Below are 12,990 nucleotides of genomic sequence, written 5' to 3' on the forward strand. Positions count from 1 at the left end.
ACCGAACAGGAGCACCATGACCGACCGTCTCGCCGCCGGCGACAACGCCCCCGACTTCACCCTGCCCGACCAGGACGGCACCGAGCACCTCGCTCGCCGCACTGCGCGGCAAGAAGGTCATCGTGTACTTCTACCCGGCGGCGTCGACCCCGGCTGCACCACCGAGGCGTGCGACTTCCGCGACAACATGTCGTCCCTGCAGGCGGCCGGCTACGAGGTGCTCGGCATCTCGAAGGACGACCTGCCGGCGCTCAAGGAGTTCCAGCACGAGCAGGGCCTGACCTTCCCCCTGCTGAGCGACCCGGACCTCGCCGTGCACAAGGCGTACGCGGCCTGGGGCGAGAAGAACAACTACGGGAAGATCGTCACCGGCACGATCCGGTCGACGATCGTGGTCGACGAGGACGGCACCGTGCAGCTGCCGCTCTACAACGTGAAGGCCACCGGGCACGTGGCGAGCCTGCGGAAGAAGCTCGGCCTGGCCTGGAGGACCGACCACGGCACGGACTGGCGCGCCCGCTCAGCGGTGACGCGCCAGCGTCACGCGGGGCGCGCCGACCGAGCCTGAGAGGAGGTGCCAGCCGGCAACCGCGCCTCCAGTCCGTCGGTCGGAAGCGTCTACTCGGCCGGACGGGCGAGCGCCTCCGTCACCGGGCGGGACAGCACCAGCGTGATCCCGAGGAGCGCCGGGATGAGCAGCAGCCAGCCGACGGCGGGCACGCGGAAGACACCCTGGAACGCGCCGATCGCGAGCGCTCCCTGCAGGACCTGCCAGACGATGATCCCGGAGCGGACCCACGGCCGACGGTTCCGCAGGCCGATGAACAGCGAGCCGAGCCAGAGCGCGGCGATGGCGGACAGGACGGTCAGCGCGATCCCGGAGGCGATGCTCGTCGCCGGCGCGAGGACCAGCTCGACGATCAGGACGACGGTGACGACGACGAGGGCGGCGAACTCCACGCCGACGACCACGAGGAGCGCCACGAGCGCGGGAGACCTCCGCTCGGCGGGCTCGGACTCGTTCGGTGTGGTGTCGGGCACAGCATTCCTCCAGCGTCGGAACCCTTGATTTGGCCTTACCAGTATGGAACGATATTGGAGGTCGTTTGGACGGCACGATGTGGTGTGCGTCTCCCGTGGTTCGACGCTCCTCCCCCGAGCGTTCGCGGGCGTCAGACTCGCTTCCAGCGGATTCCTCCCCCACGGGTGTCCCCTCGTGCCTCGCGCATGCTCAGCGTTCCGATCCCCGAACCGCGGCCCCGGCCTGCCGTTCGAGCATCGATTTCAAGGAGCACCACACATGGACTGGCGTGACCAGGCAGCCTGCCTCACCGCGGACCCCGAGCTCTTCTTCCCCGTCGGGAACACCGGACCGGCCGTCGACCAGATCGAGAAGGCCAAGTCGGTCTGCGCTCGCTGCACGGTCACCGAGATGTGCCTGCAGTACGCACTCGAGAACAACCAGGACTCCGGGGTCTGGGGTGGCCTCAGCGAGGACGAGCGTCGTGCGCTGAAGCGCCGCGCCGCGCGTGCCCGTCGCGCCTCCTGACGCACGCGTCCTGACGCACTGACGCCCGCCGTCCCCTCGGGGCGGCGGGCGTCGTCGTGTTCGGGGGGTGCGGGGGTGCGGGTCGCGTCTGCGGACGCCGATGCGTGCCCGTGTGCGTGCCCGTGCCCGTGCCGTGCGCGTGCGCGCGCTTTGCACCCGCGTACGAACATCGCGCCCTCGCACACCCGGGCGCAATGTCCGTGGCGGGGTGCAACAGGGTCGGGGCACGCCGGCGCCGCCGGCGTGCGGCGGGCGCGGCTATGCGGCGGCGGTGAGCCAGCGGAACGGGATGGTGATCGTCACCTCGGTGCCGCTGCCGGTCAGGGTGTGCCAGTCGATGGTGCCGCCGAGCTCGCCCTGGATGAGCGTGCGCACGATCTGCGTCCCGAGGCCCGAACCGACCTTGCCCTCCGGCAGACCCCGGCCGTTGTCGCGGACCTGGATGTCGAGGTGGTCGTCGAAGCGCTCCGCCACGATCTCGACCTCGCCGTCGCGGCCGTCGAGCCCGTGTTCGACGGCGTTCGTGACGGAGCTCGGTGGAGCCCGAGCGCGAGCGGCGTCGCAGCCTCGGACGGCAGGACGCCGAACTCACCGGTCTTCTTCGGGTGTGCGGTCGTGTTGTGCGACGCGGCGACCTCGGTGACGAGCTTGAGGACGGAGTCGAAGACCTCGTCGAAGTCGACCGTCTGGCTGAGGCCGCTCGACAGCGTGTCGTGCACGACGGCGATCGCGGCGACGCGCCGCATCGCGTTCTGCAGTGAGGTGCGTGCCTCGTCGGAGTGCGTCCGCCGAGCCTGGATCCGGAGCAGCGACGCGACGGTCTGCAGGTTGTTCTTGACGCGGTGGTGGATCTCGCGGATCGTCGCGTCCTTCGTGATGAGCTCGCGCTCCTGGTGCCGCAGCTCGGTGACGTCGCGGCACAGCACGATCGCGCCGATGCGGTCGCCGTGGTCGCGGAGCGGGATCGACCGGAGCGAGACGGTGACGCCCTTCGATTCGACGTCGGCCCGCCACGGTGCACGGCCGGTGACGACGAGCGGCAGGGACTCGTCGACGTCGAGCTGCGAGCCGATGAGCTCGGTGGTGACCTCGGCGAGGGACTTCCGCTCGAGCTCGCCCTCGAAGCCCATCCGGTTGAACGCGCTGAGGCCGTTCGGGCTCGCGAAGGTGACGATGCCGTTCGTGTCGAGTCGGAGCAGTCCGTCGCTCGCGCGCGGCGCACCACGACGGGGGTCCGGCCGGGGCGCCGATGTCCGGGAAGTCACCGGTGGAGATCATGCCGAACAGGTCGTTCGCACTCGCCGTGAAGTTCAGCTCCTGCCGGCTCGGCGTCCGCATCTCGTCCTGGTTGGAGTGCCGCGTGACCACGGCGATGGGGCGCTCGGTGGTCTCGGCGCTGTTCGCGCTGAGTCGGCGGAGCACCGGGATCGCCCGCACGCGCGTCGGGGTGTCCTCGTACCAGTCCGGCTCGGCCGAGTCGACGACCTTGGCTCCGGCGAAGCACTCCGTGACCTGCTCGCGCCACTCCTCGCGGATCTCCTGCCCGACGATGTCGCGGTAGAAGAGCGTCGCGGCGGAACTCGGACGGGCGTGGGCCACGGCCACGAACGAGCCGTCCTCGGCCGTCGGGACCCACAGGACCATGTCGGCGAAGGACAGGTCGGCGAGCAGCTGCCAGTCACCGACGAGCAGGTGGAGCCATTCGACGTCGGCTTCGGATGAACGGCCTTGTGCGAGGACGAGGTCACTGAGGGTCGACACTCCGTCAGTCTAGGTGCGCACCGCTGTGGACAACGTCGCTCTGTCCACAGCCCCATCGCTGTCATATTTCTCATGTTGTACTCGCCCTACGCTCGCCCCGACGAAAGGGGCAGAGTGGCCGAGGAAGCACGCCGCATCGACGAGGTGGGGGCGACGGCGGAGACGACGCGGCTCACAGCCGTCCCACCACCGACCGACGTGCACGACACGGCGCGGGCCCTCGGGCTCTGCGTGGCCGAGATCCTGACCGGCGCGCGTGAGGTCGACAGCATCGCCCGCTGGATCACCGACGACGTGCACCGACACCTTGCAGCAGCGCTCGGCCGTGGCCGCGCGGTCGCGGCAGCTCGGCGGCCGGTCGCGAGCCCGGGCGCTCCTGCGCGTCGGGAGCGTGATCGTCTGCTGCCCGGCGGACGGCGTCGCCGAGGCGACGATCGTCGTGCACACCCGCAGCCACGCCCGGGCGGTCGCGATGCGGCTCGAGGAGCGGCAGGGACGGTGGCGGGCGACAGCGGTGGGGGTCCTGTGACGGAGCGCGGGTGCCGTGGACGTGCGCCACCGACGACGGGAGGCGCGGTGCCAGCCGGCACCGCGCCTCCTGTTCGGCAGTGTGGTCGCGTCAGCCCTTCTTGGCGGCCTGACGACGCTCGGCGCGGTTGCTCGCCGCGGCCTGGCCCGATGCCGTGGCGGCGTTGCCGAACGCGGAGCCCTGCTCCGGCCCGGCGGCTGCCTCGGCTTCAGCCTGCGCCTTCTGCGCGCGAGCCGTCGCGGCCTGCTCGAGGCGGCCGCGCTCGTCGCGGACCTCGACCTCGCCGTCGATGGACGGTGCCGAGTACTCGAGCCCGGAGACCTCGTCCTCGCCGAGACCCTTCGCCTCGATGACGGCGTTCTCGCCGTCGGACTGCACCTGGACCTCGAGGTTGAACAGGTAGCCGACCGACTCTTCGCGGATCTGCCCCATCATGCTCTGGAACAGGGCGTAGCCCTCACGCTGGTACTCGACCAGCGGGTCGCGCTGCGCCATCGCGCGGAGGCCGATGCCGTCCTTGAGGTAGTCCATCTCGTAGAGGTGGTCACGCCAGCGGCGGTCGATCACCGACAGGACGACACGGCGCTCGAGCTCACGCATCGCCTCTTCGCCGAGGAGTTCCTCACGCGTGGTGTAGGCGAGCTTGGCGTCGGAGAGGATCTCACGGCCGAGGAACTCGCGCGAGGCCTTGCCCTTCGACCCGGCCTCGGTGATGACCTCGTCGATGGAGATCGAGATCGGGTAGAGCGTGCCGAGCTCGGTCCACATGGCGTCGAGGTCCCAGTCGTCCGGGGAGCCCTCACCGGTGTGGGTGTCGATGACGTCGTCGACGACGCTCTTCAGGAACGACTGCGCACGGTCGTGGATGTCGTCGCCCTCGAGGATGTGACGGCGGTCGCTGTAGATCGCCTCGCGCTGGCGGTTCAGGACGTCGTCGTACTTCAGGACGTTCTTGCGGATCTCGGCGTTGTGGCCCTCGACCTGCGCCTGCGCGGAGCGGATCGCCCGGCCGACGAGCTTGTTCTCGATCGCCAGATCGTCCGGCACGTTCGAGCGGCCCATCAGGCTCTCGGCGGCACCGGAGTTGAACAGGCGCATGAGGTCGTCGGTCAGCGACAGGTAGAACCGGCCTCTCACCCGGGTCGCCCTGACGACCGGAACGACCACGCAGCTGGTTGTCGATGCGGCGGGACTCGTGGCGCTCGGTACCGAGGACGTAGAGACCGCCGGCCTCGCGGACCTTGTCGCCCTCTTCCTTGATCTCGGCCTTGACGCGCGCGAACACGTCGTCCCACGCGGCTTCGTACTCCTCCGGCGTCTCCGTCGGGAGAGGCCCCTCGCGTGCATCTCCTGCACGGCGAGGAACTCCGAGTTGCCGCCGAGCATGATGTCGGTACCACGGCCTCGGCCATGTTCGTCGCGACGGTCACGGCGCCGAGGCGACCCGCCTGGGCGACGATCGCGGCCTCACGCGCGTGGTTCTTCGCGTTGAGGACCTCGTGCTTCACGCCCTTCTTGGCGAGGAGCTTCGACAGGTACTCGGACTTCTCGACGCTCGTGGTGCCGACGAGGACGGGCTGGCCCTTCTCGTGGCGCTCCGCGATGTCCTCGGCGACCTGCTCGAACTTGGCCTTCTCGTTCTTGTAGACGAGGTCGGTCTGGTCGATGCGCTGCATCGGCCGGTTCGTCGGGATGATGACCACGCCGAGCTTGTACGTCGACATGAACTCGGCGGCCTCGGTCTCGGCGGTACCGGTCATGCCGGACAGCTTCTGGTAGAGGCGGAAGTAGTTCTGCAGGGTGACCGTGGCGAGGGTCTGGTTCTCGGCCTTGACCTCGACGCCCTCCTTCGCCTCGATCGCCTGGTGGATGCCCTCGTTGTAGCGACGGCCCATCAGGATGCGGCCGGTGTGCTCGTCGACGATGAGCACCTCGCCGTTCATGACGACGTAGTCCTTGTCCTTCTTGAACAGGGCGACGGCCTTGATGGAGTTGTTGCAGGAACGAGATCAGCGGCGTGTTCGCCGACTCGTACCAGGTTGTCGATGCCGAGGTAGTCCTCGACCTTCTCGATGCCGGGCTCGAGCACGCCGACGGTGCGCTTCTTCTCGTCGACCTCGTAGTCCTCGCCCGGGGTCAGGCGGGTGGCGATGGACGCGAACTCGGTGAACCAGCGGTTCGCCCCGCCCGAGGACGGGCCGGAGATGATGAGCGGCGTGCGGGCCTCGTCGATGAGGATCGAGTCGACCTCGTCCACAACGGCGAAGTAGTGGCCACGCTGCACCATGTCGGAGGACTGCCACGCCATGTTGTCGCGCAGGTAGTCGAAGCCGAACTCGTTGTTCGTGCCGTAGGTGATGTCGGCGGCGTACTGCTCGCGACGCTCGGCCGGCGACTGGTTCGCGATGATGCAGCCGGTCGTCATGCCGAGGGCACGGAACACGCGGCCCATGATCTCGGACTGGTACGACGCGAGGAAGTCGTTGACGGTGATGACGTGCACGCCGCGCGACGGGATGGCGTTGAGGTACGCCGCGGTCGTCGCGACGAGGGTCTTGCCCTCACCGGTCTTCATCTCGGCGATGTTGCCGAGGTGGAGCGTCGCACCGCCCATGAGCTGCACGTCGAAGTGCCGCATGCCGAGGGTGCGCTTCGCTGCTTCCCGCACGGCGGCGAACGCCTCGGGCAGGAGGTCGTCGAGGGTCTCGCCGTTGGCGTACTCGCTCGCGGGCTCCTTCGTCTCGTCCTGGAGTTCCTCGTCGGTGAGACTCGCGAAGTCGTCCTCGAGGTCGTTGATCGCCGAGGCACGCCTTCCAGCCGGCGGAGGGTGCGTCCTTCACCGATGCGGAGGACCTTCTCCAGCACTGTTTGCCACGTGAGCTCCTTACGAGATCGTCACGCGCGACCTGCGCGATGTGAACAGCCAGTCATGCTAGCAACCGGATCGAACGGGGTGCTGGGAGCGGCGGGTGTGCGCGGCCCGCGAACGGACCGCGCACACCCGGGACTGCCGGTCGCCAGCGTCAGGCGATCGCCGACGCCGGTTCGCTCTCCGCCCCGGACAGGGCCGCCGACGAGCCGCCCGCGGTCTGGTTATCGATGCCGATGACGCCGTAGTCCCAGCCCTTCCGGCGGTAGACCACGCTCGGCCGGCGCGTCTCTGCGTCGACGAACAGGTAGAAGTCGTGTCCGACGAGCTCCATGAAGTAGAGCGCGTCGTCGACCGTCATCGGCGCGGCCTCAGAAGACCTTGTGCCGGATCACGACGGGGCTGTACACCTCGTCCTCGTCCTCACCCTGGTCGCTGACGACGGGCACGGCACCGGTGGCGACGTCCTCGATGAGCTTGCCGTCGGCGGGCACGATGCCCATGCGCTCGAACGCGGTGCCCGAGGCCTCGGCCACCGAGGTCGGAGCGTGCCGTCCGCGGTGCACCTTGCGGCGGTCGCGTGCCCGGCGCAGGCGCTCCATGATCCGGGCGAAGGCGAGGTCGAACGCGGCGTATTTGTCCGACGCCGCGGACTCCGCCCGCACGAGGGGGCCGGGGCCGATCAGTGTGAGCTCGACGCGGTCCTCGCCCTGGAACCGCCCGCCTTCTCGTGGTGGCGGCTGATGCGCACCTCGAGGCGAGGGCGCGGTCGGCGAGCACGTCGATCTTCTCGGACTTCTGTTCGACGTAGGTGCAGATCGGTCGGTGACCCCGATGTTCCGGGCCCGTGATCGTCACGTCCATGTGGCGGCTCCCATCCAGACTCAGCGCGTCGCCTCCATCCGGCGATCCTGAACGCCTTGTCGCGAGGCTAGACCCGGAGCCACCACCGCGTCACGCGATCGCGGTGAGTCGTGGAGACACCCACCGGACACCCAGCGGCCACCGAGCGTTCACCCGTCGACGCTCGCCACCGCGACGCAGCGCACCACGCGACCGGCCAGCGGCACGCACCGCCCGCACCGCCTCGGCCATGGTGACGCCGGTGGTCACGACGTCGTCGACGACCACGACGTCCTTCCCGGCGACGCCGTCGGCGCGCAGCGTGCCGACGGTCGCCGCGACCCGTTCGACCGCGCTGCGCTCCTTCTGCCCGTGCCCCGGACGGTGCGCCGAGACGATGCGCCGGGCCTCCGCGCGCCGGACGACGCGGCGACGCGGGAGTCGCCGGAGCGTCGTCCGTGGGCGGCCGCCCGTGCCGGAACGGCGGCGGCCGACGCACGCGCCGGAGCGCCCTCTCGGTCGACGCACTCCCCCGCGTGCCAGGAGCAGCACCACGGGGTCGAACCCCCGGCGCCGGGCTCCTGCCGGGACGGCGGCACCCGGAGCAGAAGGTCCCGCCGCCTGGGCCTCGGCGAGCGCCGCCCGCACGAGCGCACCGAACCGAGGTGCCGAGCGGTCGTGCGAGGTCCACGCGCCCGCGGAGTTTGGGTTCGAGCAGGAGCGTCCGGATCAGTCCACACCGTACTCGAACCCCGTCGCCGGCCGCACCCCGGCCACGAGGCTGCACGGCGGGTTCGGGGTTCGCGGCTGCGGCAGGCGGAGCACAGGGCACGGTCGGGCGCGCCGCACCCCGCGCAGGCGATCGGCAGGACGAGCCCGAGCACCGCGAGGACCGCGTCCTCGCCATGGCCTGTCGGTCGTCGTCACGTCCACCAGGGTGGCGGTGACCGGACGGCGGGCAGGAGGCCGTCCCGAGACCGTGGATCGGCCTCCAGGCTGGACGCCTTGTGGAGGAGGACCGGACCCGCTCCGTCGCGCTGGATGCCGAGCACGTCCGCGGTGACGCCCGTCGCCTCCCAGCCACCGCCGGTGGACTGCCGCACCGAGCCGTCGGACATCCGCAGCAGCATCGAACCGGCGCTGCCCACGGCGATCGCGGTCGCCCGGCCGTCCGGCTTCTGCAGGGTGCTCGACTGACCGCCGACGGTCGTCCGCACGATCTCGGGACTCGTTCGCGGTCTGGCCGAGCGACGCGATGTCGGAGTCGTTGATCCACGCGGCTCCCACGGCGTCACCGCTGGCCGCCCGCACACGGACCGGCGGGCCGAGGGCCGTCGGGAGTGGTCCGGCGCCCGCACGATCGCCATCACGTAGAGGCTCGGTCCGTCACCGCTCTCGATGAGCGCGAGCGCGCGCGTCGAGTCGCGGGAGACCTGGAACGACACCATCGTGCCCTTCGGCAGGGTCGTGCTGACCACTTGGGGATCGCCGCGCAGGCCGTAGGCGGTGACCTTCCGGGTTTCCGACGAAGGCCGCGACCCAGGCGAAACCGAGATCGTCGACGGACGGCGGGACGAGGTCGTCGGTCAGCGTCCACGCGCTCGCAGCCGTGACTGGGGCGGACCACGAAGACGCCGTCCTCGTTGCCCACCACCGCGGCCGTGCCGGACTGCGCGGAGATCGCGAACGAGGACGGTCGAGACTGAAGCCCACCTCGGCCCCGATGCCGTTGCCGAGCTCGGCGATCTTGTCGGAGGACGGCGACGCGTAGCCGACCGAGCCGTCGCGCTCGACCAGCGGTCGGGCGTCGACGTCGGGGTTCACCTGGGCGTTGAGCCTGGTCGTGTCGGGGACCGAGAACGAGGGCACCCTCCACGGTGATCGACAACAGGAGGACACGGTGGCCACCGACGCGAGCGACCGGCGGAGCTGGTCGCGCATCTGGGCGCGCTCCTGGCTGCTGGCGCTGAGGGCGTCGCTCGAGAGGTCGACGAGGGCCTTCCCGCTGTCGATCGTCACGGCGTTCAGGGAGAGCTGCGTCCCCGCGGGGAACGAGGTACATTTGACGACGGCGTCCCTAGCCAGTCGTCCGGACCGGCGAGCAGCGCACTGGCGATCCTCGTGCTCGTCGAGGAGCGGGCGAGGAACCAGCCCCTCGTCGGGCACCAGGAGACTCATGCACGTCGGGTCGAAGAAGTAGAGCGCGTGCTGCTGGAACACCGAGTCGAAGTTGACCTGGGACAGGATGATCCCGTCCGGGGCGTAGGCGATGCGCCACTCCCCGTCCTCCCGCGTGAACTGGAAGGTCAGCGGGTGCCGAGGTCGGCCGGACGGCCTGGGTGTACTGGCCTTCGCGGCGTCGACGGTGGCGCTCGCGGTGAGGGTGTAGCTCAGCTCGCGGTCATCACCGACGCGCTTTCGACCAGTGGGGTTGTCCTCGCGGATGGTGACGCCGCGGCGGGGGTTCCACGTCTCGGCGTACCCCGACGCCAGGAACTGCCGTGCCACCGCGTAGTCGTCCTGCGCACCCCGTGCCGGCGGCGATGAACCCGCGGAGGATCGCCGTCTGGTCGGACCCGGCCACGGGCTTGAACGGCCGGTAGTCGAGACTCGGACACCCGACTGTCCTTGATCGTCTGGCCGGACCCGGCGGACCGGACCGTCGGTGGGGATCGCGGCGCAGGCGGAGACCGCGACCACGGTCGCCGCGGCGAGCGCGACAGGCGATGAGGTGTCGGAAGCGGGTGCGCATCGTTCTTCCTTCTCGCGCCGGCCCGGGGGCCGTCGTAGGACTCGTCGAGGTCGGGCAGCGGGATGGCCGAGGTCAGTGACTCGCGACGCGCTCGCTGCGGGGCAGGGTGAGGACGAACGTGGACCCCTCGCCGGGGCGGGACCAGACGTCGATCCGTCCGCCGTGCAGGTTCGCGTCACCGAGGGAGATCGCGAGCCCGAGGCCGGTCCCGCCGATGGTGTTTTCCGGCTCGGGTCGGCACGCCAGAACCGGTCGAACACGCGGGCGGCGTCCTCCGGCGGCATGCCGATGCCGTGGTCGCGGACGGCGATCGCGACGGTGCGGGCGTCGCTGTCGACGATCACCTGGACGGGCTTCGCGTCGCCGTGCTCGATCGCGTTGCCGACGAGGTTGCGGAGGATGCGCCGGCGGACGCGCTTGGCGTCGAGCTGCATCGTGGTGTGTCCGCCGGGGGTGACCAGCTGCAGGTCGATGCCCGCGCGTTCAGCCAGCGGACGGAACTCGTCGACGATGTCGGTCGCGAGGGCGGCGGGGATGACGGGCTCCGGGTCGAGCTGCACGGCCTGCGCGTCGAACCGGGAGATCTCGAGCAGGTCGGCGAGGAGCAGCTCGAAGCGCTCCACCTGCGTGTGCAGGAGCTCGGCGGAGCGGCCGACCGACGGTTCGAAGGCGTGCCGGGAGTCGTAGAGCATGTCGCCGGCGAGCCGGATGGTCGTCAACGGCGTCCGGAGTTCGTGCGACACGTCGGAGACGAACCGCTGCTGGACGCGGGAGAGCTCGGCCAGCTGGGTGATCTGCCGGCTCACGGCCTCGGCCATGCCGTTGAAGCTGCGCGCCAGGGTGGCGATGTCGTCGTTGCCCCGCACCGGGATGCGTTCGTCGAGCCGACCGACGTGATCTTGCGGCTGGTCTCGGCCGCGCCGCGGATCGGCACGATCACGAGCCGGACCACCAGGGACGTCACGAGCGCGATGAGCACCATCAGCGCCACCCCGCCGATGGACAGCGTCTGGGACACGAAGTCGAGGGTCTGCTGTGCGTCCGACAGGTCGTAGACCAGGTAGAGCTCGTACTCGCCCGGCGCTGAAGGATCTGCAGCGTCGACCCGGACCGCGGGCCGGGTCGGCTCCGGCCGTCGACCTCGAGCCGCACCGGCTGCAGGCTGACCTTGCCGGTGTCCTTGCCGACCTCTCTCCGGAGGGGTCGCTGATCGCCCGGTCGGGGAAGTCCGGGCTGGCGACGGTCTGCAGCGACTGCGGCGCCGTCTGGTCGGGGCTGCGCTCGGATCCGCGAGGCTGGTGCCTCCGGGGCTCGTCGTTTCGACAGGATCGCCTGCTGCGCCTCGTTCTGCAGCGTCTCGAGCTCGGTCTGGTTGGTGATCCCCGCCCGCCGTCGCGGCGTCGAAGATGCCCTGCGCGACGACGGTGGCACGCGCCGACTCGGCCTCGATCTGGTCGCGACGCTGCAGAGTAGACGTTGTTCGAGATGCTGATCATCACGGCGGTGCCGATGATCGCGATCGCCAGGCCGGTCGGGGTCATCACCGTGATCGCGACCGACCGGATCATCAGGGAACTGCGCCACAGGTACGCGACCGGACGCCACCCGCGACGGAGCCACCGTCGGACCCGTCGGCCCACGCGGCCCGGCGCGCTGCGACCGGACGGCACGGTGACCGGTGAGGCGGTCAGGCCCTCGGCTGCGGTACCCGACGCCGCGGACCGTGGTGACGATCTTCGGGTTGTCGGGGTCGTGCTCGATCTTCGCGGAGGCGCTGCACGTGGACGTTCACCAGACGGGTGTCGGCCTTGTAGTGGTAGCCCCACACCTGTTCGAGGAGCACTCTCCCGCGTGAACACCTGGTTCGGCTTCTCGGACAGGGCCGAGCAGGTCGAACTCGAGCGGCGTCAGCGCGATCACGGCCTCGCCCCGGCGGACCTCGTGCCCGGCGACGTCGACCGTGAGGTCCCCGACGTGCAGGATGGTCGCGTCCGCCGCGGACGGCCGCAGCCGGGTGCGGATCCGGGCGACGAGCTCCTTCGGGTTGAACGGCTTCACGACGTAGTCGTCGGCGCCGTTCTCGAGGCCGGCGACGACGTCGGCGGTGTCGCCGCGTGCGGTCAGCATGATGATCGGCGGCTCCCGCTCGGCGCGGATCCGCTTGCACACCTCGATGCCGTCGATGCCGGGGAGCATGACGTCGAGGAGCACCAGGTCGGGCTTCGTGCTGTGGAACGCGTCGACGGCGTCGTTGCCGTCGGCGCTGAACTCCGGCTCGTAGCCCTCGGAACGGAGGACGATGCCGATCATCTCGGCGAGGGCCCGGTCGTCGTCGACGACGAGGATGCGCGGTGTCATGTGATGCGGACTCCGTGGGACGTGCGGTGGTGCCGGGTCGCACCTGCCCCCTCAGATAGCCGAGGCCCCGTCGGGTGGCGTTTTCCGACAGGATGGGCGTCGACCGTGCTTCCGCTGCGCGGTCGAGGGCGACGAGGGGGCGGCGATGTCGGATTGGCAGGTACCGGGTGGGTCCGGTGGGCCAGGCGTGCTCTCGGGTCCGGTGGGCCTGGGTCCTGGCCTGAGGCGCTGCTGTCCGGCGGTCAGCAGTCGTCCGGCTCGCGGCGGCCACAGCCTACACCCGCACCGCCGGTCGGGTCGCGTCCGGTCACTCCCCGCTGCGCCCGCTC

At 70.4% G+C, this 12,990-nt stretch carries 9 protein-coding genes and 4 pseudogenes; 4 read left to right on the plus strand and 9 right to left on the minus strand.

What is annotated here, in order from left to right:
• Positions 1–16: 16 nt before the first annotated feature.
• The gene (locus ACZ8AI_RS04130; RefSeq protein ID WP_464856719.1) at positions 17–568 is read left to right on the plus strand and encodes a peroxiredoxin; all 552 of its coding nucleotides are present in this window, start codon (positions 17–19) and stop codon (positions 566–568) included.
• 50 nt (positions 569–618) lie between these two features.
• Here ACZ8AI_RS04130 and ACZ8AI_RS04135 read toward each other — a convergent pair whose 3' ends face one another.
• Positions 619–1,041 (minus strand): hypothetical protein, encoded by a 423-nt coding sequence (locus ACZ8AI_RS04135; RefSeq protein WP_464856721.1) that lies wholly within the window; start codon positions 1,039–1,041, stop codon positions 619–621.
• Between the two features lie 259 nt (positions 1,042–1,300).
• Between ACZ8AI_RS04135 and ACZ8AI_RS04140 the strand changes: the two genes are divergently transcribed.
• Positions 1,301–1,549 carry a WhiB family transcriptional regulator gene (locus tag ACZ8AI_RS04140; RefSeq protein WP_022904217.1) on the plus strand — a complete coding sequence of 83 codons (249 nt, stop codon included), beginning with the start codon at positions 1,301–1,303 and terminating at the stop codon, positions 1,547–1,549.
• A gap of 258 nt (positions 1,550–1,807) precedes the next feature.
• Here ACZ8AI_RS04140 and ACZ8AI_RS04145 read toward each other — a convergent pair.
• Positions 1,808–3,310 (minus strand): annotated as a pseudogene (locus ACZ8AI_RS04145) (sensor histidine kinase).
• A gap of 72 nt (positions 3,311–3,382) precedes the next feature.
• Between ACZ8AI_RS04145 and ACZ8AI_RS04150 the strand changes: the two are divergent.
• Both ACZ8AI_RS04150 and ACZ8AI_RS04155 read left to right on the plus strand, forming a co-directional pair.
• Positions 3,383–3,568, plus strand: a pseudogene (locus ACZ8AI_RS04150) (hypothetical protein); the annotation flags it as partial.
• A 49-nt stretch (positions 3,569–3,617) separates the two neighbouring features.
• Complete coding sequence (locus ACZ8AI_RS04155) at positions 3,618–3,839, plus strand: Rv3235 family protein (protein ID WP_464856725.1); 222 nt, start codon at positions 3,618–3,620, stop codon at positions 3,837–3,839.
• A gap of 90 nt (positions 3,840–3,929) precedes the next feature.
• Here ACZ8AI_RS04155 and secA read toward each other — a convergent pair.
• From secA to mtrA, 7 genes and pseudogenes are all read right to left on the minus strand, one after another.
• Positions 3,930–6,704, minus strand: a pseudogene (gene secA, locus ACZ8AI_RS04160) (preprotein translocase subunit SecA).
• A gap of 158 nt (positions 6,705–6,862) precedes the next feature.
• Positions 6,863–7,069 carry a sigma 54 modulation/S30EA ribosomal C-terminal domain-containing protein gene (locus ACZ8AI_RS04165; RefSeq protein WP_464856727.1) on the minus strand — a complete coding sequence of 69 codons (207 nt, stop codon included), beginning with the start codon at positions 7,067–7,069 and terminating at the stop codon, positions 6,863–6,865.
• A 10-nt stretch (positions 7,070–7,079) separates the two neighbouring features.
• Positions 7,080–7,373 (minus strand): hypothetical protein, encoded by a 294-nt coding sequence (locus ACZ8AI_RS04170; protein ID WP_464856729.1) that lies wholly within the window; start codon positions 7,371–7,373, stop codon positions 7,080–7,082.
• A 289-nt stretch (positions 7,374–7,662) separates the two neighbouring features.
• Complete coding sequence (locus ACZ8AI_RS04175) at positions 7,663–8,199, minus strand: phosphoribosyltransferase family protein (RefSeq protein ID WP_464856731.1); 537 nt, start codon at positions 8,197–8,199, stop codon at positions 7,663–7,665.
• A 275-nt stretch (positions 8,200–8,474) separates the two neighbouring features.
• Positions 8,475–9,029 (minus strand): LpqB family beta-propeller domain-containing protein, encoded by a 555-nt coding sequence (locus tag ACZ8AI_RS04180; protein ID WP_464856733.1) that lies wholly within the window; start codon positions 9,027–9,029, stop codon positions 8,475–8,477.
• The gene (locus ACZ8AI_RS04185) at positions 8,938–11,871 is read right to left on the minus strand and encodes an ATP-binding protein (protein ID WP_464856736.1); all 2,934 of its coding nucleotides are present in this window, start codon (positions 11,869–11,871) and stop codon (positions 8,938–8,940) included. Before ACZ8AI_RS04185 ends, ACZ8AI_RS04180 begins: the two co-directional genes overlap by 92 nt.
• A 130-nt stretch (positions 11,872–12,001) precedes the next feature.
• A pseudogene (mtrA, locus tag ACZ8AI_RS04190) lies at positions 12,002–12,661 on the minus strand (MtrAB system response regulator MtrA); the annotation flags it as partial.
• Positions 12,662–12,990 lie beyond the last annotated feature (329 nt).

It is taken from the genome of Curtobacterium sp. AC273, assembly GCF_979253735.1.